The sequence below is a fragment of the Enterovibrio sp. FF113 genome, from assembly GCF_041439165.1.
Taxonomy (GTDB): domain Bacteria; phylum Pseudomonadota; class Gammaproteobacteria; order Enterobacterales; family Vibrionaceae; genus Enterovibrio; species Enterovibrio norvegicus_A.
Window position 1 is genome coordinate 154,490 of record NZ_JBGONO010000002.1, and the last position, 21,600, is coordinate 176,089.

Here is a 21,600-nt window from a genome sequence, read left to right on the forward strand (position 1 = left end):
GTCTTTCATAAACATTGCTATTCAATCACCATCGCGATGTGTTGACGGCGGCGCGCAGGGCTCATAGCCAGAATGTCGTGGCTCGACCAACCGTAAGCAGACGCAAGAATGTGCACGTCCCACAGTTGACGCTCCACGTCGGCAGCCAACAATGCCCAAAACTGACTGACAATATCGAATTGGTGTGCAGTTTCGCCTTTGCACTCTGGGCAAGAGGCATTGAGCGAAACAATGGTAAGCGGTTCTATCGCTAACATTTGCGCTTCGAGGGTTTGATAGACACCTTCCCACGCGGAAACTGGGTCGTCCTTCTGCGTGATTGCAGTGGCGACATCGTTATAGCTTTCAGGTGCCAGCACACATTGTGCAAGCTGTGAAAGTGGAGAATGGGCAGACGCGAGCAGGTAAAGATCACCGATTGTCGGTAGACGAAATCGACAACTGAACTCGTCGTCATTCATTGACACGTAATGAGGAAGATACGCCTCTGTGTTGACTGAATCTAAATGGCAGGCCGTTTTAAGGCGGTCTGAACTTGTCGCTAAAACGTCGGAAACACGAAAAGACAACTGGGTTTTGGTATCGCATGATACGCAAGGTGACGTCACCGTGATGTTTTCACCAAACTCACAACGATAGGCAAGAAGTAGAAAGTGGTCGCGACCTGCCAGCGTCCATTCGCCAACATCTTCATCTGACGGCTTTGGAAGATAAGCGGCGAGCAAAGCCAGATTGCGATCGGGTGGCGACATATCAAGTGCCTTTTCCCAAAGCGCAACGCGATCATTGTCATTGAGTGCCGAAATCGTGACACGCATGGTGGATCACTCACTGTTCCGGATGCACAAAGCTAGGTTCTTTTGGCACTGTCACTGCATTACGCTCCCACCCTTCATTTTCAAGTTTTACCGATTGGATCATAAATGCAGAACTTGATGCATCGAGCGCCGGAATAGCCTTGTACTCTGATACCCAGCATTGGAAGAGTGTGTAACTCATGACCTTTTGCCCTGCTTCATTCAGCACGTCGAGAATGAGTGTTTTGCGAAAATCTGCCAGTGAAACTTCACCACCCAAATCTGTGCCAATTCGCCAGACTTTGTTAGCCCATTGCTCGAATTGCAGGTTTTCCGTTACACCACGTTCAAGGGTGATGGCTTCAAATTTCACTTGGCCCGGCGATTTGCGGGTATGAGAAGGGTCTCCCCCTTCGCGGTACTCCATCACTTCGACAGAACGGCTGAGACCCGATACTTTTTGCACCGCCGCGAGCACATCTCCACCGGCTTCCTTGATGATAAATTTGTAGCCGGGATAAGGCACAATACGTTGACCATTCACGTTGAGCTGAGACATGTCGCCCCCTCGCTATTTACCGAAGAACACTAAACCAATAAAACCGAACAACACGGAACCGAAAAATGATTTCCAACAGACCTGCGGGCTTTCACCAACAGGTAGAAGGATTACCCGCCGCTGTTATTCATCAATTGCAGACTCACAACCACAAATTCCGCAGGTTTTAACGGCGCGAAACCCACCAGCACATTCACCACGCCCGCATCGATGTTAGCTTGCGTAGTGGTTTCCGCATCACACTTGACACGAAACGCCTGCTCGGGTGCCGTGCCCTGAAATGCGCCTTGTCTGAACAGTCCCTGCATGAAATTACCCACCGCAATGCGAATTTCTGACCAAAGCGGTTCGTCATTAGGTTGGAACACGGCCCACTGCAAGCCTCGGAACAAGGACTCTTCGATAAACAACGCGGTTCGCCGCACGGGAATGTAAGTCCATTCAGACGCCAATTCGTTCGCGCCACGCAAGGTTCTTGCACCCCATGCAATGTTCCCGCTGATCCCGCCGTTTCTTAGGCAATTAAGACCGATAGGGTTTAGCTGCCCAATTTCGTTATTGGTCAGGGCATGATTAAAGCCAATCACATTGCGAAGACTTGCCGTGATCCCTGCTGCTGCTGTCCAAATACCCGCTTCGGTATCTTTACGCGCGTAAAGCCCAGCAATCGTGCCACTCGGGGCGATGGTTCTGAGTCGGTTTTCATTGTTGGGGTCAGGAACCTGAACCCGAGGATAGTAAGCTGCCGTGTTACGATGACGAAGGCCTGCACCTGCGACTTCATCAAGCCAATCTATGGCCTCGTCAACACTGTTTGCATCTGCAGGTGGGTCAATCAATAAGAAGGCACGCTGCTCTTCGCAATAGCTCATGGCAGGGCTTATCACGCTGGACATATTGGCAACCGAACCCAAATCTGACGCTTCAGGTATGGCGAGAAGATTGAATAAATCCACATCTTCCAAGGCATAAAAACCCGTGCGCAATGCCCGATTCCCACGCAGTTGCGCAGCGGTAGGAGCAGCAACTGCATCGACTCCCGCCGTCGCAACGGTCTGATGCCCAGCCGGTGCCGCGGTATTCATGGCGTATTGTTGAACATTGGCGGTGACACTGCCGACTAAGCCGATTACGGTGCCGAAATCACCGACTGACTCCGCCACGGACACCACTTGTCCTGCACGATATTCGGCGCTGTTTCTGCCAGTGAAAACACCTATTCTTGTGCCGCGCACCACCACTTGGCATTGCGCCCAAAGCGGATCGGCGGGTCTTGTATCGCGGATCGCGTTTTGCAGCATCAATGCGGCATCAGCGATAGTCACAGGTTTGGTGGTGGCATCCACTGTCACGTCATGCGCACCCGTCCCTAAATCAACCTGCAAGGTGTTGGCATCGGCCATACCCGCATACTGCGTGGTGTCCTGAACATCGGAGTAAAATCCGGTAGGTGCCGGCATGTCGGTATTACCCGCCGAGGTAAGTTGCACCATCATTGAATCATCATTGACGACATTCAATACATAGCGCGGATGGGTCGCCAACATGGATACATTGCGGTAGGACTCGTTACGAACCGGAATTTCCAGCCCATCAACGTGGCGAATTTCGGTCACCGCGAGATTGAACAACGCGGAGGGGTCTGACGATTGATAATCAACATCGACCCGAATGTGGTTGTTCCATCCTCCGGGATCTTGAACCGCATTGTCCTGAAATTGTCGTCCGGCAGAAAAAGTGAGCGAGGTTGCGCCATTCCAGCTTTGCGCTGTTAGGTTGCCGTTGGTACCACCGCCAACTCGCACCGCGATTGCCTCACCGCCGCCGTTGATATAAAACTGCGAGAGCGCATAGCTGGTTTCACTGTCCGTATGCACGCCGCCGAAATTCGTATCGAAATCGCCGACATGGAACATACGTACAGGGACATTGAGAGGGCCGCGGGAAAAGCCACCGACAAACGCAGAAATGGATGTGGCAATTCCGCTAATTGATCGGCTACCACTGGGAATTTCTTGAATATAAACGCCGGGATATGTCAGTGCTACTGGCATGGGTGACCTCCTCTACCAAGACAATGGATCCTTAATGATTGGCGTTAACTTGTGGTAGGAATGCCCTGACGCAAACCCAATGATAGAAACCTAAATTAGCGTTGTTAAACGGATGGGGAATAAGTCAGGGTTGCATACCACGACAGACACAGTATCGATCTTACGATACACAAGATCATGGTCAATATTTAACCATCGCATTGTCTTAAAAATTGGAGTATGCGATTTAATAAGATCGTATAGCGGAAAAAGAACAGTCGTATTAATGCCTAATTTTCAAGTGATTAGGTGAAATGTAATCGTTCTTATTTATTGATGAAATAAGGGAGTAAGCCGCTACCAATACTCTCTTTATTGTCTAACTTATTAGTCTTGATGACTTAAAGGCTAGATTTATTGATATACATATTACTGCTTATTAACGTCCCCCTATTCTTGTATTCCCAATCAGCCTCTCAACATATGTGACAATCATATCGAAAAAAAAAAGCTGCAGAGGCAGCTTTTTTAAATCGAGGATGTAAAGCGGATTACTGGCTGACGAAATCGCGAATATAATCCATTTGAACTTGCTTGGTGAATGCACCAGGGCGGAGGGCTTGTACTTCGCGAATAATGTCGTCCAATTCCCAGCCACGCTCTAGCAGCAAGTGCGCAGCCATTAAACCCGTGCGACCTGAACCGCCCATGCAATGTAACGCCACTTTTTCACCATTGGCGATGGCCTGATGCAAGCGAGGTTGGCACTGCTGCCAGCTTTGCACAAACACGGCTTCCGGTACTTCATCGTCTTCAATCGGCGCATGGAACCAAGCGATACCGACTTGCTCCGCGCAGTCACTCAATTCGGTCACACCTTTTTTCGCCATTTCGGCGTGGTTAATCGCCGTCACTATTACGGTCACGCCTTGTGCTTTAAGTTGCTCTAAGCTTTCCTTTAGTGGCGTGCCTTTGGTGCCAGGGCAAGGCGTTAAGATCAATGCGCCCGTTTCTACAGGCAGTTCCCATATTGGATGTGTCATTTATTTCCCTTTGATCCTTTCATCTTGCTGATTTTGGTTGCGATGCCATTTTGCCGATAAAGTATTGCAAATTAAATAGCGATAGTCGTTGATGATAACGATCAAAAGCCTCAGAATAGCGCCCCTTTCCCTACTGACTTGGCGAATGTGCCATCAGCCGTCCATTTTGGGACGTAATCTTATTGAGAATTATAAATATGGGTTTTACCTCGTTAGGTCTTTCTGCACCAATCCTTAAAGCGATACAAGAGAAGGGTTACACGACGCCTTCTCCAATTCAGGCACAGGCTATCCCTGCTGTTCTGGAAGGCAAGGATGTCATGGCTGCAGCACAAACCGGTACAGGTAAAACCGCTGGATTTGTCCTGCCAATCCTTGAAAAATTGAGCCAAGGTGAACGTGCTAAACCAAATCACACTCGCGTTCTTATCCTGACGCCAACGCGCGAACTTGCCGCTCAAATCCATGAAAACGCTGTGGTTTACAGCAAGCACTTGCGCCTTCGTTCAACGGTTGTTTTCGGTGGCGTTAAAATTAACCCACAAATGACAGCACTACGTAAAGGTACTGAGATTTTGGTGGCAACACCGGGTCGTCTTCTTGACCTCTACAACCAAAATGCCGTGAAGTTCTCTCAGCTTGAAGTGCTGGTTCTTGATGAAGCTGACCGCATGTTGGACATGGGTTTCTTCCGTGACATCAAAAAAATCCTAGATCTGCTGCCGAAAAATCGTCAGAACCTGCTGTTCTCAGCAACTTTCTCTGATGAAATTCGTCAGCTGGCAAAAGGTTTGGTCAACAATCCTGTTGAAATTTCAGTGACGCCTGCCAACTCGACGGCGCGTACTGTTGAGCAGTGTATTTTCCCTGCCGACAAGAAAAAGAAATCAGCAATGCTGACTAAGCTAATCAAAGAAGGCAACTGGCGTCAGGTGCTGGTCTTCAGCCGCACAAAACACGGTGCAAACAAGCTTTCGCATTTCCTCAATGAAGAAGGCATTACCGCTGCACCCATTCACGGTAACAAGAGCCAAGGCGCGCGTACTAAAGCACTGGCTGATTTTAAATCTGGCGAAGTGCGTGTGTTGGTTGCCACTGACATTGCTGCTCGCGGCATCGATATTCCACAGTTACCACAAGTGGTTAACTTTGACTTGCCAAACGTTGCGGAAGATTACGTTCACCGTATCGGTCGTACTGGTCGTGCTGGCGAAGTGGGTAAAGCCATCTCGTTGGTTTGTGCTGACGAAGCGGACGATCTGTTCGGCATCGAGCGTCTGATTCAGCAATTGCTGCCACGCCAAGAACTGCAGGGCTTTAAGCCAAGCATTCCAGTGCCAGAATCTAAACTGGATTCTCGTCCAATCCGAGCCAAGAAACCGAAGAAGCCAAGTGCACCAACAGGTGGACGCCGCTCTTCTAGCTATAAAGGCAATGGTGACAAGGCCGTATTTGAAAATCGCAAGCCACGCCAAGGCGGACAGCAAGGTCAAAAAGCGGAAGGCACTGGCGAAGGCCAAGCACGTCGTGAAGGCACTGACCGTAACAGCAACAGCCGCAACGGCAACAATGCAGGCCAAACGCAATCACGTGGTAAGCCACAAGGTAACAATGGTCAACGCCCACAAGGCAACAACGCAGGCAAACCCGGCGCTAACCGTCGTCGTACGCCGTCAAAAAGCGCCGCAAACGCGAGCTAATTTAGCCTGAAAGCAACGCACAAAACAGAAAGCCAGATCGTTTGATCTGGCTTTTTTTATTCGGTTTATCACCGGTTTCAGCGCAACAAAAGACCTTATTTTACTCGCATCTTGTATCAGTAGTTTCACCTTGCCCCACTACGCACTCATATCAACGCCTCCCACTAAAACTGCAATAATCTCATTATCTTACGGTTTAAAAATGCTCACTTTGTGCACATACACAACACTCGTTCAGGTTTTTGCATATAAAACTCGTCTTTACCTTAATTTTGCAGTAAAACGTGCCGCTTTTTCATTAAGTACCTCATAGAAAAGCCCCCTCCATTTATCTGCCGTTAAGTGGCACATTGGAACAATAATGCATAATAAAAAACGACTTTCCATGCTCATCATTGCCCTCCTTGCAGGGTGTAACAGCGAATCATCTATTCCCCTTCAGCCTGATGTTGACGTTGAAACACCAGCCCCAGTTCTTCCTGAAGAAGGAACTGATGGCTCTCCCGATATGGGTATGCCGGACCCAATAATTGCTGGCGAATTCTCCCTAGATGGCACCAAGGTATTTGGCGCTTCGGTCACCTGTAACGGTGAACAGGCGAATGCGTTTGAGTTCTCTCAAAACGATGCGGTTGTTTGTGAATACAACGGCACAGTACTGGCCTCTTTCAGTCATATCTTTGACGAACAACCATCGGGAACCCGCGAGGCCATTGTTCGTCATCGTCTTTCACTGAAAAGTGCGAATGAATTTGCCAATAGCCCAGACAAATTGCGTAATGCACAAGCATTGATCACTTCTGTTGCACCAATTCATGGCAATCAAATTGATTTCCCTTCGATGACAACTCAAGATGAACTCGCGTTTTCTTCGACTTACAACAATGACCTGTCTTTAGCACCCGTAGACTTCGACAAATTGCTGGAAGAAGAGCCAGCTGAAGAGAACCTTGCTGACAAACTGCCTAGCACCCACGTGCCAGATGTTGAACCCGAAGTGTCAGAAGGCACATCGACAAATCTAAATGGGAGTTTCGTTTCCGCTAACGCCGAAGAGTCCTATCAGTACAAACCAACAGAAACGATTCTGTCTAAAGCGATCATCACTGATTCGCATGGCAAGCCCGTTCAAGGTTTGTCTTACTTCAGCCGATCTTCTCGTGGAAAAACTAACGCGTCAGGTGAGTTTGAATTTGTGTGGGGCGAAACCCTCTCGTTCGGTATCGATACCTTTGAACTAGGCGGCCTTCGCGCTAACCAAACTAGGTTTACGCTGGCTGATTTAGGCGTTGAGCAACGTGGGCGCAATGCTGAAGCACTGGTTCATCGCTATGCGACCAAGCAGGGGGAAACACTCTCAATCAATGACACCGTTGAACGTGTATTCGCGCAATACCCTAACGTGATCAACGAAGCGATCTCGCTGTCTCTTAACGACAAAGACACCGAGCTTGAAGTGGGTGGTGGTCAAACCCAAACCGTCCCTGCCGAGTTTGAACATCAGTTTGAACGTGGGATTGCAAAACAAATCGATGACGCCATTTGCGGGGTAACCTGTCATTCTTCAGCATTTCGTTTTGATGCTCAACCGGACGTTCGTGTTGCTACCGACGAGTTGCAAAACATTCAAGAAGACATCAACAAGCTTTGGGGCATCAACGATGCCGTCACCCAAGGTTGGAAGCCTGTCGATAGATTCCATGTTTTCGCCGATGCAACTTGGTTTTATGGCAGCGTAGGCACCGCGCGTGGACAAGCGGCGGTGAATATTTCGAACCGCGCATTCCCTGTCATGATGGCGCGTAACGACAACAACTATTGGATTGAATTCGGTCAGCCTAAAGCCTACGACGAGCGTGACTTAGCGTACATCACCGAATCCCCTACGGTGAAACCTGATTTAGCGGGTGCTAACACTGCCACCTATGGCCTGCCATTTGTCAGCATCGGTGAATTAGGTAAAGGCAAAATCATGGTGATGGGTAACGCCCGTTACAACTCGATCTTAGTGTGTCCAGACGGGTACTCTTGGGGCGGTAATCGTCAATGTGCCAATGGACAAGATGGCGATGACATGAAGCATTTCTTCAGCAATGTCATCCGCTATCTGACAAACCGCAACGCTGATGAGCAGATCAAAGTCGGCACCAACATTCCGCATGTGTATTTCACTCGCGCAGGCATTACCCTGGGTCATCAAGCCGACTACGTAATTGCTGAAGATTTCAATGTGATCACTGAGCAAACCCAGTCGTTTGATGGCATTGACCCTTTAGATACGCCTCTACTGATCATTAACGGATTCGATTACAACGGTCCAACGGGTGATTCCTATCTTCCTCCCCACACCGCCAATACCCACAGTCCTAAATTGAGCCAAGATGACACCACGGCACTGATGGAATACGTGTCTAAGGGCGGCAGCATTCTCGTCATGGAAACCTTACGAGCAACCAATGACGCTGGCGAACTAGGTCGCTTGCTGGATGCGGCTGGCATTGCTTTTGGCATGGGCGAATCCGTTGTGCCAAACGGTAATGGTCCGAACGATGGTTATGTTGATCGCGTGCGCTCACACCGTGAATATGGTCATTACATCATCGAACGTTACGCGGCTATTGATGGTGAAAACGGCGAGCAACCTAAATTGCCTTACAACATTGATAAACAAGGCAATGTGACTTGGGATTTCATCCTGAACAATAAGCCGGATAAAAAACCCAATCTGGAAACTGCTTATTACGTGGAGAAAGGCGAAGACGATAAAGACGTTGCTCATAGAGCGTTTATTCGTGAAGAAGACCATTTCGTCCGTGATGACAACGGTCATATTGACGTATCACATGGCGAGCCAGTTATTGATACCAAGTCACTGCGTAAAGCCATCAATGATTTACTGAGTAAATTTTCCGTCGAGGGTAAACGTACTTATCAAGAATGTACTGATTCCAATTACCACTATGAAATCAACTGTCTTGAGTATCGTCCTGGAAATAACGTTCCGCTGACTGGCGGCATGTCTCGCCCAATCTATACCAAATTGGATTTGGGAGACAAAGAAGCACGCGCCATGATCAAAGCGGCGGACTTGGGCACCAACATTGAGCTTCTGTACCAACACGAGCGCTATTTCCGCACCAGTGGTCAACAAGGGGAACGTTTAAGCAGCGTCGATTTGAATCGACTCTACACCAACATGTCTGTTTGGCTGTGGAACGATCTGGATTATCGCTATGAAGCGAATCTCGTTGACGAATTGGGCTTCGAAAAATTCACCCAATTCCTAAACTGCTATTCAAAAGACACTGGGGCCGAGGGTACGCGTTGCCCAGAAGAGCTTGGCAATCAACTGGTTAACATGGCGATGATCTATGGCGCAGATGCCGGTGAATATGCAGGGCTAATGAACCCAAGTTACCCGCTCAACTACATGGAAAAACCTCTTACGCGTTTGATGCTGGGGCGTTCTTTCTGGGACTACGACGTGAAAGTGGATATCCGCCAGTTCCCGGGTGAGCCAGACGGAGACAATACGGGCAAAGACCTGACCTTTGATATGAGTGGAAATACCGTTGCTTACTACGCGGGCAACCGACAAGCCACTGGGCAATGGGCCGTTGCACATAAAAAAGTGACAGTCAGCGTATCTGGGAATACGTCTCCTGTTACTTTCACCATCGGTCTGCATGACGATTTGACCGGGCGCGAGAAACACGAGCTTGCACTGAAACGTCCACCCCGCATGCAACAAAGCTACTCATTGATGAGCAGCGGTGAATTTACTGTGCCTTACGGCGGTTTGATTTACGTGCAAGGTGGCAACAGTAGTGCCGTTGATATCACGTTCAACGGCACGGTCGCCGCACCTTTGTTTGACGGCAATAAGGGTGAGTGGGTGAATCCACAGCACTCCCCTGCTCCAATGGGAGATGTGGTGTCCAACAGCTTCATCTACACCGCACCCAAAGCTAACATGGTCGCAGCAAACATTGAGGGAGGAATTGCTCAGTTTTCAGCAGACCTTGATACCTTCGCAAAAGATCTCAATGACTTTTATGCGAGAGACGAAGGCATTAACGGACAACACAACCGTGCAGCGACCCACTCAGACACATCAAACAATCGCCATGCGTTTGTTAACGATGTTGCCATCAGTATTGGTGCCGCTCACTCGGGTTATCCGGTGATGAACAGCAGCTTTAATGCCGACAGCGAAAATATACCGACAACGCCTCTGAACGATTGGTTAATTTGGCATGAAGTCGGCCACAACGCCGCTGAAGCCCCACTGACAGTGGAAGGCGCAACGGAAGTGGCCAACAACGCACTGGGTTTGTACATGCAGCAAAAGTACCTCGGAACCATGTCGCGCGTTGAGCGAGATATTCGCATCGCGCCCGATTTTGTTGCTGCTGAAAACGGTCACGCTTGGGGCGCCGGTGGCGCAGGTGAACGTTTGCTGATGTTTGCACAACTAAAAGAGTGGGCAGACACAGAGCTGGACATCACCCAATGGTACGAAGGCGAACTGCCAGATTTCTACAATCAAGAACTTGGCATGAATGGCTTTAACCTTTACAAATTAATGCATCGCCTCACACGTAACCAATCTGAAAATGGGATGCGTTTAGTCGGTGAGAACCAATGTTACCAATCAAACTTAGGTAAGAGTGACGCTTTGCTGCTGTGTGCATCTTATGCCGCTCAAACTGATTTAACCGCCTTCTTTGAAGCGTGGAACCCAGGTGTCGTAGCGAGTATTTTGCCTGGCGTTTCCAAACCGCAATACGCAGGAGGGGTTACTGATCAAGGTCTTGCTACAGTTCGTGCGTTAAAGCTTCCGCTTCCTACACGCAATCCACTTGCGATTGATTCGGTGACGGTGGGAGTGCCAGCGCTGTAATCATTGAAAATAAATAAAAGAAGGGAGCCATTTGGCTCCCTTCTTCGTGTGGCTCACAATGGACTTGGCCTATTGCTTTGTAATGAGTCTGTATTCCGTCAGTGTCAGAATCGCACTTTCAAGCACTTCTAAGCCTTGGTTGCTGTAACCATAGAAATTTGGCGTTACCGCGTCTCTCAGGCTTACCACCATTTCGGTAATATCATCACCTAACATCAAGCCATCCGATAACTCTGACAACAGACGTTGCTTCTGTTCGTCTAACGGCTCAAGAAACTCGCTGTACCCAGCGACAGAGCTATAAAGATTACTGAACGTTCCCGTCGTGTTCTCTTCAATGTAGTAGCTCACTGAACGTGAGAAGTTAACTCGAATATCGCTCACGCTTTCATTGGAAGAAAATGCGGTTTCTAACAGTTCCTCACCACCCGCATGCTCCGCGCTATTCGGTGTATAACCTTCTTTTGGAAAAACAAGGAAAGCCGAAATTGCGCCATCACGAGTCACAGCAGAAAGCACAAAACGCTTGTCGTTGTAATATTTGATGAAATCGCCAGACATCGATTTCTTAATGTAAACAGGCGCGCCAAAGGTTTCCTCAAGCACATCTTCAGACGCGCGAATATATACACGTTCCAGATTATTGTGCGAAGGAATATCCGTAAACTGAGAAAGCGTAATGTTATACACCTTATCAATTGCATCCATTGTGTCGTTAAGCCCACCTAAGGCAATGGCTACAATGGAGACAAATGTGATTGTCTTGGCCCATTTCTCTCGTACACGTTCCTTTAAGTTACTACGCTGTATTTCTTCAAGTACCTGCGTTTCATTTAGCTCGTTGGCTTCAACCACCGACATGCATTACCCCTTCAAATCTTCCAGTTTTTCTATTGCGGTTTCAATCACGTGTTCGCTGAACGCTTCGATTTCATCTTGACTCACGTACTGCTTGATATCATCAGAAAAGCGCACACCGATAAATACGCCAATGCCCATAAGGCCAAAGACAAAAATCCTAAACATGCTTGCTCTCCAGAATTATTGGTACATCGCGATTCGGCCCTTTACCTTTCGCAGGTAATTCTTGGTTTCATCGTAAGGTAGGTTTTCAAGCAGGTGGTCATACACTTCGTCCGGCGTCATGCTGTTGATCACCACTGCGGCTTTACGAATGTTGGTCGACCTGTCTTTGTTGAACGCTTTTGCAACGTTGCCAGCACCGGTGTTGTAAGCCGCAATCACACAGTAAAGGCGTGCTTCTTCGTTGGTAACGACCTTCAGATAGCGCTTATCCAAGATATTGAGATAGGCAGTGCCCGTCTCCACGTTAATAGGCGGAACGTAGAGGTCTGCTGCCAACATTGGAGAATCGATCTTACGGAACAATTTGTTCACGTCGTGACCCGCACTGTTCGGCACAACTTGCATCAAGCCAAAAGCAGGAACATGTGATTTCGCATCAGGGCGGAAAGAAGATTCACTGTGCATAATTGCCATGACAAGCGCAGCATCAATTTCCCAACGCTCGCTTTCTTTTTCAACCAATGGTTGATAGGTAGATGCGCGTTTTTTTAGTGAGTTTTCTGGTAATTTTACTTTGTAACTCACCACTTTCTTGTCGGCCTTAACGCTTGAAGTTTGCACTTGCGCGACTTTGGTTTCTGCAGGTTGAACCTTGGCTAATTCGCCTATCTGGGTGACTATTTTTTCGGGTTGCACCGTTACCGCCGGCTTCGCTTCAACCTTTGCGATGTCTTCTTTCGATGAAATTTCATCGGGTGACGTTGTTGCTACTGTTTCAACATGTTCAGTAGGTTTAATGTTGACCTTCGGTGAACTGACAACGTTTTCGGCAACAGCGGTTTCTACAACTTTGACAGATTTCGCCTCAACAGTTTCAGAAATACCCAGTTCTTTGCGTTTGGCTCTGAACTGTTCACTTATCGACGTAATTCGTGGTGCAGCAGTTTGTAGAAGGGCGATTTTTTTCTTATGTGCACGTTCATAAATAAAGGATTCTGGAATCCCCGTTTTTGAACGGATCAGTCGCTCTGCTTGAACGTCAAGTTCACGCATTTGCACCTGAATTTGGTCGATAATGAACTGCTTTTCAATGCCTTCTTGCACTGACGAATAATCAACATAAGCGACGTCTTCACTCGCATTTTTAAGTGACAGTATTTGGCCATCAACTTCCAATACCTCAAGCGCTTCTCGTGCTGATGATGCGTCTTGGTCTGCATCAACTAACACTGAAATGGTCGCCGTATTATCATCATAATCAACGACTTTTTTCACTGTATTACTGCCTGAATATTCAACCGATTTGGTTGAATCAGACACTTCACCACTACCCCATTGGTCAATCAGCAATTCACGTTCTTTGTCTAAATTCAAGGTGTATTCATCTCGCCACGCTTCGTACTCAGACAAGTAGTTATCAAGCCATTGGTAAAATTCAGCGAATTTTTCTTGTTGAGGCTGATTCACCCGTTTTGCTTCTCTATCTAACTCAGCAAAAGAATCTGCAGTAGCCAATGGAGAGGGAGCATTCAATACGACAGCGATACACACTGCCAACGCTTTTATTTTATTCGTCGCCATTATCGGTACCTAGCACCATAAAAAAGAGGTTACCTCGCGATAACCTCATAAGATCGATTCTTTAATTGCACAAAGCGCTTAAAGTTGTTTCAGAGACTCAAGCGTTTTTGCCAAATCATCGGCCGCTTGCTCGTTGTTGAATTGATTCCACAACGTTGCATCTTCACCCACAGCGTCAATAGCGCCGTTTCGGTTTGCTTTGTAGGCTTCTTGGTCCATACCAACAAGCACATACAATCCACCTGTGGGGCTCACTTGGCTAACCAGCACACGGCTGTCAGTGAGTGAACGAGACACGACTGTCTTAGTGACATTTTCAAACGTTTCCATCACAGATTCACTCACACCGTCTTCGGTGTTTGTGCTCATGGTGGACTCAACCGCTTGTTTGAACATGTTGTTCACGTCGGTCTGAAACTGAGAGGCCAAAGCAACACGCGCTTCATTCGCAGCTACTTTGCGCATCACGCTCATGCCCGCTGCGCTTTTCTTCGCATAACCTGTCGCAGCAATACCAATGTCTGATGGCATCACATCACATACCCAACCTGGTGCTTCATCTTTCGGAGAGTCAGGGAAAGTACATGCAGCAAAGTTTTGACTTTGTTCAACGGTTGCATTGTTCGAACAAGCAGAAAGAAATAGCGCTAGAGAAACAGCAACAAGGGATTTCTTAGTCATTAGTTGCCCCAGCTATTGGTCATGCAGGAAATATCCCAAATCGGACACTCTTCAGGAACCAATTTAGCGGTATCACCCTTGCGCAATTTCAAAGACAACTCTTCATCGATAGCAACCCATGAGAAGGTTGGCTTAACCGCGTCACTGTCATGGTTTACAACATATCCATCACCCACGGTGTATGTTTCGATATGCCCTTCGTCTGATTTGAATACTTGAGAAAATGAGATATCGGCACCAGGTTGAATTCGTTTGTTTGAGCCCATTGCCACTTTCACCATGGTGCCAGCTTCACACTGACGCATTTCCATTACGGGAGCAGAAGGCGCAAGCAGCTTTTGAAGCTCAAAGTTGTACTTCACTGATTTCGCAGCAGCTTCACTTGCCATAGAGGTATACTGCGCGTTAGAGATTGGGCACTTAGAGTTGGAAGTTTCAGAAGTAAATGTGTCGTAGCTTGCTAGCTCAATACGCTGAACAAGATTCATCTCTGGCAAAGATACCACCTTGGCAACGGCTTTCACTTCAGTGCGGAAATCACAGTGAGCGGGATAAACCTTGGTTTCGCCCTCGTCATTGGTTTTTTCACGGCGTTCAGTGAAGCTGTATGAAAGGTCACTGGCTGTCACTTCGGTGATAATGGCTAGATCGGCGATTGGTACACCGGTTTTATTGTAGCGACCACTTTGTTCCGCTAACTTGATTTCACCTTTCAGTTTGTTTGCTAACTTACGGTCAACCAACTTGCTGCCGGTTTTTTCAATGGTGGCTTCAAGATCGTTACGGTAAACAGTTTGAAGACGGCCTTTAGCTGGATCATTAAAAGCCATATCAACTGGCAAAACAATCACTTTAATGTCTTCAGCTTTTTTTCCTGCGACAGGTGATTTCTCAATATCTACTTGGCCAGTTGGCATACAAACCGTGTCGATTTGAGTCAACTGACAACCAGAAATTAACGTTGTAAGAGCCACTGCCACTAACGATTTTTTAAACATTTCTACTTCTCCAATGCATTACTATTTATTTTTAACCCCAATGATTTCCAAATACCTTCCTCTTCGATTTGAGCGGAGAAATGGCGTTCTGCACCTTCATGGGAAAGTTTAAAGTTTGATACCGAGTTGCCGGTTGAGATAACTTCGCTCGTGGACAAAGTTTGTCCCTTTATATTTCTAAGAGATAACTCGGTAACTTTTGTGGTGATAAATGCATCACCAACCATATTTTTACGATAGTCAGACTGCATTGATAAAACGTGTGAGACCGCACGAGACTTTCGAGTCGTTGTATTAATACCTACAGCGCCGAATTTCTCAGCGACAAATGCTGCGCTTTTTTTATCATTAGCATCAGGTTTTATGTAAACAAAAATGCTGGACTTTACTTGGTCTACTGTTGCGACCAATTTGGGCAGATAGGTGATTTCATTTGCACCTTTCTCGTTCATCGTTGAAAGAATACCGATGCGCACATAAAGCTCTGACAATTCGTCTTCTAAATCGTTATTCTCTAACCACCACGTCAGCGTATCTTGATGTGACAGGTTCTTCAGCTGAGCCTCAGCATTGCTTTCGATTTGGCTCAGCTCGCTCTCTATCTGGCTTTTGACATTGTCACGCTTCACACGAGCCTGCACGTAATAGGCGATATCATTCTGCTCACTGCGCATATATTCCGTGCCAACAAGTGTCAACTGCGCGGACTTTGCATTGACGGTACTTTTGACGCTTTCGTAGCTCAACGCACCATCATTAATCTTTCGAAAACTGTCATCTTTGGAAAAAGAAGAATCCACCTGAGTCCATAACTGTTCATTGATTTGGCTTAACGCGGATTTTTTCGCTAGATTTAGGCTGCGCCCTTCTCCCACCGAATAGATATAACTTGGGTCGTTAACCGTCTCAACAATATACCAATCAGGCGGTGTCGTAGATTGGCATCCAGCTAGTAATAAAGGCAGTAATGCGGCGTAGATTTTTTTAATCATGCTTTAAGAAAACCAGTCAGTTTTAACACTTAAGGAAAATAAGTTTCGTCGTCACTACAAGCAAACAAAACTTTCAAATTAATATAAGTAGCTCTTATTTAGAGAGCATCTTTAATTAAACTCATTCTTCGAAAATCACCACCCAAACAACGCGGGGCATTATCTGGATAAAGGTCTAAATTATCAATAAGGAATATGGATTTATTGCAAAAAATCCGACTTAAACTTTACTTTTAAAGATCGAAATAAGATCGTCTCACGATGAGATCAATTGAGAATGACAAGGAAGAGGTAGTTGATAATTTCGCAATGAGTTACTTTTGCAGAGGAAATCCATCTGAAACATACAAATGGAATGAGGAATAAATTCCTTAGAGCATAACTGGCCAATTATCAGCCAGCCATGTCGTACTTCTGAATGAAGTTAGATGTTGAACGTGAATTAATTTAAGCTAATTGCTTTTACGTAGCGTTCCTTGAAGCAGCATATTCTTCATAACAATAGATTTGAGGTTTTTGTCGACTATACGAAGCTCCTCTTCGGCTTGTTGGACATTTCCTTCTTGAATCAGCCTTTCTGCGTAGGTAATTCGAGCAATCAAAGGTGACAGACTTATCGCATAGTTCTCAAGCCCAACGGCCAACGTTTGTAACTGCTCAAGTCTTCCCGTTCGCACCAGAAGGCTAACATTTGCTGCACGAGTTCTAGCTGTAATGAAACGCTCATTTAGCTCATCGAAGTCCGCTGCAACACTTGACTGCCAACGCTGAACAGATTCGCTCAGTTCCAATGCTTCCTTAGAGTCCGGAAATAGATATTGGAAACTATCTGCCAATTCCATACTCGAACGAAAAGAATCCGCGACATTTGCCTCAGACAACATCGATAGCTTTTCGCTATATCGACTAAACAACTGCGACTGATAGTGTTTCAACCCCTGAGCGCCAAACTCCTCACGAATTTGCTGCGCCTCTTCCACTGAGATAATCTTTGGCTCGGTAAGCGCAACAGTTAACTCTGACGCAGGGGATGGTCTGCTTCCCTGCACGAACTGCAAGCCATAAAGTGACGCGCCACCTAACAAGACGCCGAGAACAAAAACCAATGCGCAAGCATTCTGTTTTTTAACTTTTGTTTCGACTGGAGGTGGCGTGATAACGCCTGAATGCGAACTGTTTTCTAGACGGTCGATGTGTTCAAAAACGGTAAAGCCCAACACATCGAGATCGGCGACTTTTTCGCTGCCTCGCTGCGAGAGGTTTCGGTCGATAGCTTGCAATGCACGTTCACAACGGTACAAGTCGCGCAATTGGCTGAGTTGTGGCTGCATCGCACGAAGCTCTTCACCAAGACGACCCAGCATCCAACGATAAAGCTCAATACGCTTGGCTTGCGGCATGGCTTGATCCACTCGTGTATCTCGAAGCACAGCCACTTGAAGTTCTAAGCCATTAGCGAAACCCGGTAAACCTTGTGTTTTCAGTGAGGCGACGGTGTAGTAAATCGCCACCAGCAAATCTGCCCCGTCGGTTGTCGCCACTTTCTCGCACAATGTGCGCACTTTTTCCCAATCCACCGATCCCGCCAATGGGTTGAAACGGCGGTTTATCTCGTTGCGGATCTTTTGATAGTCGGCAGAGTCTTTTAGACGAGAATCATCTGCCGCTAACTTTACCCCATCGATGTCAGTTAACATCCATTGCGCCATGGTTATACGTCCTTAGTCATGACGTTAGTAGAGAGTACGCGAGAGCTTAAAGCCTCTAAATATGGACGCTGTAAACGGGTTGCTGTCCGCCTCTGAGTGCAGCCTATACATCACGTTACCACTGTCGATATTGAAACGATAATCGACACTGGTTGCGGTTGAACCGACCACTTCGGCCTGCTCTAGCAAACGGAAGAATGCCCACGGGCCGCGAATACTGATGCTTCTTGGTGACGTGTTAGCCGCAACAGGCACCAAGGTGATTTTGCTCACCGCTGCTTCACGCAAGGTATTCGGCCATATAAGCCCTACATTCTTGCGCGGGCCATGGCTATATTCGACATACTGACCGTCAATGTTAATCACAGAGCGACGTTTGTTGGCACTCAGCTCTACAGGTTCGAGCGTAAATTCAACATCTAGCACGCCTTTACGATTAAAGAAGGCCTGTTGAATATCACGTGCCGACTCAAGCTGGTTGAGTACGTCGTTACGAATCAACGTTTTCTCACCTTCTGCGGTATCGAAATTACCGGCATCTTCTAGGAACATTTTCAGATTGTTCTCATAGAAATCGGTCAGGATTCCGTTCGGTGCAAAGAAGGCTTCAAAATCTTCCAGCGCCACATCTTTGGTTGAAGCGGGGTTAAATGGATAACGCGACGCTAGCTTGGTTCGAAATTCGTTGTAAACATCTGTTGCCCAGCGCACTTCAAGGTAACGAATGGCTTCTTGACGAATCACATACCAGCTCTCATCCGCCAGTTTTTTCAGCATGGTGTCATAAGGCTGTGGCATGCCTGTCGAGATGCGCTCCAACACGTAAATTGGATCAGAGCTATTCAACGTCAAACGCGCTTTTGTGGCTTCTAGCGCCGCTTTACCCACGTCGGGTGAATCGTTGATAGATTTCATGTAAGCGGTCAATTGAGAAACGGCGTCCACCACTTCATCAAGGTAAATAGGCTTACCGGGTTCTGTAGTCGCTAAACCATTCAGCTCAGAAAACTGGTTATCAACCAATGCGGCAACACGGTAACGCGGCGATTTAGTCAGCTCATCACGTGCTGCATCGTTTTCTGGTAGCTGTGGGAACAAATCCGTGTTGTCTGTGATTTCTTCAAGCAGGCGATGCAAGGGTTGGTTGTTGCCCGTGATGCTTTCCAACACAAGTACGGCATTGTGAATATCGGGGAAGTATTTGATGTCGATGTCGTTCATTGCACGACGCCAGCTATCGGAATAATCCGCGATATATTGGCTGCGAATCTTTTCACGAAGCACGCGTTTGTCTTCATCAGAGAAATCAATCGATTCGGTTTGACCTAGAACCCAGCTATCAACCAATGCAAGTTCAGACACAGAATCTGATTCTGGAATGAAATAGCTGTTGAAGCCTTTCTTGGTCAACACGCGCGGAATTTCTAAATCGCGGCTCTCTTCTGTACGCTGAGTAAACACCACATCAAACACCGGTCCGATAGCCGTCGCCAGATCAACGGGTGCGCCGAGTACTGATGTCGATGCTTGCTTAAGGTTACGATAAACACGCTGCTCAATCGGCATGCGACTCAGTTGTCTCTGCGTATTGGCAATTAGGTCATCATACGGCGAAAGAATCGCTTCTGCGTCTTCTTGCCCCGCATTACGATCGCCTTCCAGATCAGTATGCTCCATGGCGTAATCTAAGTGCTGCATTAAGCGTTCTTGGGTTTGACGATCGCCCGGATACTGCTCTTGCCATTCTGCCGCAAAGTAGTTCTGCACCATGTTTTTATAACGGCCGTCATCATCTGTCATCATGCGGAACACGCGTAATGACGTCAGCATCTGCTCATCATCTTGTGCGCCTGCAATTTCAGCCGCCGCTGTTTTCAGTAAGGCGGGCAAATAGCGGTTCTCAAGAAGGCTCAGGTAAGTACGTTCTACTTCAGGACCAATCACATGGCCTTGATATAACCCCAGGTCAGAGAAATGCTGCGGCTTATCACGGAAGAAACCGAATTCCAGCGTGGCTTGTCGAATGGTATCAAGCGGCGCAAGAATATCGACGCCGTTATCAATCACGACGTCAGACGAATAGTTGTGCTCGTATTCGTTTACCTTGGTGAGTACCGCATCCGCCTGCTCTACATTTTTCAGGTAATACTGATGCCATGAGCCAATCAGCAACACCGAAGCAATCGAGCAAGCAACGACAGACAGCATCATCACGCGACGTTTGGTTTTTGCTACACGGAAGTTATCTGAGGCTAATCCCGCTTCAGGGTAAATCACTTTACTGAACAAACGTTGCGTAAAGTAGGTGGTCGAATTATTGGCATTTTGTGCGCTATTTACAGCATGAGAAATGCCGTATCGACGCGATGCGGAATCAATAAAGGCATTCGTCGGTACGCCCTGTTGGTACACCGAGGTGAAATACACACCGCGCACTAGCGCAGACGTTGAGAATTGATCACTGCCGAACGCATCGTGCAGAAATTGCTTCAATACATCATGCATACCAGCCATTTGTCGGCTGAAGCTGTAAATCGCGGTGCGATCTTCACCATCATAGGTTTGCATCAAAATACTCGGCAGCATGCCGTTGATGCGTTCGACAAAGGCACCAAAGTCTTTGTCGAACTCATTGAGCCAGCTATCCAGGTCATCGACAGAATCGAGCGTAAAGGTAAAACCCAACACTTCTTCGCGTTCTGCCTTGCTGCAATGACGGAAGAACGGTTCAAAACCATGCAACAAATCAAGTTTGGTTAGCGACACATAAACAGGCAAACGCGTTGACAAGGTTTCCATCAGCTCGCGCAAACGGGTTCTCAGCAGGTTGGCATAAGCGCGACGCTCACTGGTGGTAGAAGTGGCAAGATTTGCTACATCTAATGCAATCACCACACCGTTCAAAGGACGGCGACTGCGCGTTTTTTCTAGCCACTTGATAAAGTGCAACCAAAGGCGGCGTTCAAGCTCACCTTCACCGTCGTTACTGGTGGCGCGTTGCGTGAGCAATTCGCCATCAGGGTCAATAAGCACTGAGTCATCGCCAATCCACCAATCAAAGGAAAAGGGATTTTCACTTTTCTTACCTGAAGCCCGCATGACCGACGAGAACACAAAGTTCTGTCCAGAGCGATTGATCAAGCTGGTTTTGCCCGCGTTCTCTGGGCCAAGCACCAAATACCATGGCAATGCATAAAGGTAATTGCGCTTATTAAGGCTTTTTTGCAGCGACGTCATGACTTGGTTAAGTTCCGATTCCTGACGCTCTTCAAAACGCTTAATCGGATCGTCTTCGAGCTGACGCTCGCGCGCTTGGTCAGCGTGGTAGCCTTTCAGTTTTCGCCACTGTAAGAATCCCCAAAGCGCAAGCCATGCTAGAGAGAAGATAACACTGGTAATCGCACGCGCAGTGATCGAGGCAAGCGGTTGAGAGTCGTTGATCGTGAGCCATGGGCCAGCCCACCAAATGGCAACGTTGAGCAACACAAAAATAGCCACCAATAATATGGGTAGTCCCGCTTTCATAGCGGGCAGCATTTTCTGTAGAAGCGATTTTAACTTGCTGAACATAATGTTTC

At 47.4% G+C, this 21,600-nt stretch carries 14 protein-coding genes; 2 read left to right on the plus strand and 12 right to left on the minus strand.

Going from position 1 to position 21,600, the window contains the following annotated elements:
• Positions 1-17: 17 nt before the first annotated feature.
• From ACED36_RS02450 to ACED36_RS02465, 4 genes are all read right to left on the minus strand, one after another.
• A complete protein-coding gene (locus tag ACED36_RS02450; RefSeq protein WP_016958828.1) occupies positions 18-818 on the minus strand; it encodes a hypothetical protein in 801 nt (266 codons plus the stop codon).
• A gap of 10 nt (positions 819-828) precedes the next feature.
• On the minus strand, positions 829-1,356 hold the full coding sequence (locus tag ACED36_RS02455) for a phage tail protein (protein ID WP_016958829.1): 528 nt from the start codon (positions 1,354-1,356) through the stop codon (positions 829-831).
• 110 nt (positions 1,357-1,466) lie between these two features.
• Positions 1,467-3,410 carry a phage tail sheath family protein gene (locus ACED36_RS02460; RefSeq protein ID WP_371732717.1) on the minus strand — a complete coding sequence of 648 codons (1,944 nt, stop codon included), beginning with the start codon at positions 3,408-3,410 and terminating at the stop codon, positions 1,467-1,469.
• 530 nt (positions 3,411-3,940) lie between these two features.
• The gene (locus ACED36_RS02465) at positions 3,941-4,432 is read right to left on the minus strand and encodes a cyclin-dependent kinase inhibitor 3 family protein (RefSeq protein WP_017005637.1); all 492 of its coding nucleotides are present in this window, start codon (positions 4,430-4,432) and stop codon (positions 3,941-3,943) included.
• 197 nt (positions 4,433-4,629) lie between these two features.
• Between ACED36_RS02465 and ACED36_RS02470 the strand changes: the two genes are divergently transcribed.
• Entirely contained in the window at positions 4,630-6,132 is a 1,503-nt protein-coding gene (locus tag ACED36_RS02470; RefSeq protein WP_017005638.1) for a DEAD/DEAH box helicase, read from the plus strand.
• Positions 6,133-6,493: 361 nt separating this feature from the next.
• Complete coding sequence (locus ACED36_RS02475; protein WP_371732718.1) at positions 6,494-11,035, plus strand: SslE/AcfD family lipoprotein zinc metalloprotease; 4,542 nt, start codon at positions 6,494-6,496, stop codon at positions 11,033-11,035.
• A gap of 69 nt (positions 11,036-11,104) precedes the next feature.
• Here ACED36_RS02475 and ACED36_RS02480 read toward each other — a convergent pair whose 3' ends face one another.
• The 8 genes from ACED36_RS02480 to tssM form a co-directional block, all read right to left on the minus strand.
• On the minus strand, positions 11,105-11,896 hold the full coding sequence (locus ACED36_RS02480) for an ETEC_3214 domain-containing protein (RefSeq protein WP_371732719.1): 792 nt from the start codon (positions 11,894-11,896) through the stop codon (positions 11,105-11,107).
• 3 nt (positions 11,897-11,899) lie between these two features.
• On the minus strand, positions 11,900-12,061 hold the full coding sequence (locus ACED36_RS02485) for a hypothetical protein (RefSeq protein WP_371732720.1): 162 nt from the start codon (positions 12,059-12,061) through the stop codon (positions 11,900-11,902).
• A gap of 15 nt (positions 12,062-12,076) precedes the next feature.
• On the minus strand, positions 12,077-13,642 hold the full coding sequence (locus tag ACED36_RS02490) for a transglycosylase SLT domain-containing protein (RefSeq protein ID WP_371732721.1): 1,566 nt from the start codon (positions 13,640-13,642) through the stop codon (positions 12,077-12,079).
• A 78-nt stretch (positions 13,643-13,720) separates the two neighbouring features.
• Positions 13,721-14,323: an LPP20 family lipoprotein gene (locus tag ACED36_RS02495; protein WP_371732722.1), complete on the minus strand. Its 603-nt coding sequence runs from the start codon at positions 14,321-14,323 to the stop codon at positions 13,721-13,723.
• Complete coding sequence (locus ACED36_RS02500) at positions 14,323-15,321, minus strand: hypothetical protein (protein WP_371732723.1); 999 nt, start codon at positions 15,319-15,321, stop codon at positions 14,323-14,325. The genes ACED36_RS02495 and ACED36_RS02500 overlap by 1 nt, the downstream gene beginning before the upstream one ends.
• 2 nt (positions 15,322-15,323) lie before the next feature.
• Positions 15,324-16,313, minus strand: a complete 990-nt coding sequence (locus ACED36_RS02505) for an LPP20 family lipoprotein (protein WP_371732724.1) — start codon at positions 16,311-16,313, stop codon at positions 15,324-15,326.
• A 452-nt stretch (positions 16,314-16,765) separates the two neighbouring features.
• A complete protein-coding gene (locus ACED36_RS02510) occupies positions 16,766-18,022 on the minus strand; it encodes a type VI secretion system ImpA family N-terminal domain-containing protein (protein ID WP_371732725.1) in 1,257 nt (418 codons plus the stop codon).
• A gap of 24 nt (positions 18,023-18,046) precedes the next feature.
• Positions 18,047-21,592 carry a type VI secretion system membrane subunit TssM gene (gene tssM / locus ACED36_RS02515; protein WP_017003671.1) on the minus strand — a complete coding sequence of 1,182 codons (3,546 nt, stop codon included), beginning with the start codon at positions 21,590-21,592 and terminating at the stop codon, positions 18,047-18,049.
• Positions 21,593-21,600: the final 8 nt, after the last annotated feature.

Excerpts from the sequence above, each read along its gene's own strand:
- ACED36_RS02465 (WP_017005637.1), bottom strand. The coding sequence starts at position 4,432 with ATGACACATCCAATATGGGAACTGCCTGTAGAAACGGGCGCATTGATC.
- ACED36_RS02505 (WP_371732724.1), bottom strand. The coding sequence starts at position 16,313 with ATGATTAAAAAAATCTACGCCGCATTACTGCCTTTATTACTAGCTGGA.
- ACED36_RS02485 (WP_371732720.1), bottom strand. The coding sequence starts at position 12,061 with ATGTTTAGGATTTTTGTCTTTGGCCTTATGGGCATTGGCGTATTTATC.
- tssM (WP_017003671.1), bottom strand. The coding sequence starts at position 21,592 with ATGTTCAGCAAGTTAAAATCGCTTCTACAGAAAATGCTGCCCGCTATG.
- ACED36_RS02495 (WP_371732722.1), bottom strand. The coding sequence starts at position 14,323 with ATGACTAAGAAATCCCTTGTTGCTGTTTCTCTAGCGCTATTTCTTTCT.
- ACED36_RS02500 (WP_371732723.1), bottom strand. The coding sequence starts at position 15,321 with ATGTTTAAAAAATCGTTAGTGGCAGTGGCTCTTACAACGTTAATTTCT.
- ACED36_RS02475 (WP_371732718.1), top strand. The coding sequence starts at position 6,494 with ATGCATAATAAAAAACGACTTTCCATGCTCATCATTGCCCTCCTTGCA.
- ACED36_RS02455 (WP_016958829.1), bottom strand. The coding sequence starts at position 1,356 with ATGTCTCAGCTCAACGTGAATGGTCAACGTATTGTGCCTTATCCCGGC.
- ACED36_RS02450 (WP_016958828.1), bottom strand. The coding sequence starts at position 818 with ATGCGTGTCACGATTTCGGCACTCAATGACAATGATCGCGTTGCGCTT.
- ACED36_RS02460 (WP_371732717.1), bottom strand. The coding sequence starts at position 3,410 with ATGCCAGTAGCACTGACATATCCCGGCGTTTATATTCAAGAAATTCCC.
- ACED36_RS02480 (WP_371732719.1), bottom strand. The coding sequence starts at position 11,896 with ATGTCGGTGGTTGAAGCCAACGAGCTAAATGAAACGCAGGTACTTGAA.
- ACED36_RS02470 (WP_017005638.1), top strand. The coding sequence starts at position 4,630 with ATGGGTTTTACCTCGTTAGGTCTTTCTGCACCAATCCTTAAAGCGATA.
- ACED36_RS02510 (WP_371732725.1), bottom strand. The coding sequence starts at position 18,022 with ATGGCGCAATGGATGTTAACTGACATCGATGGGGTAAAGTTAGCGGCA.
- ACED36_RS02490 (WP_371732721.1), bottom strand. The coding sequence starts at position 13,642 with ATGGCGACGAATAAAATAAAAGCGTTGGCAGTGTGTATCGCTGTCGTA.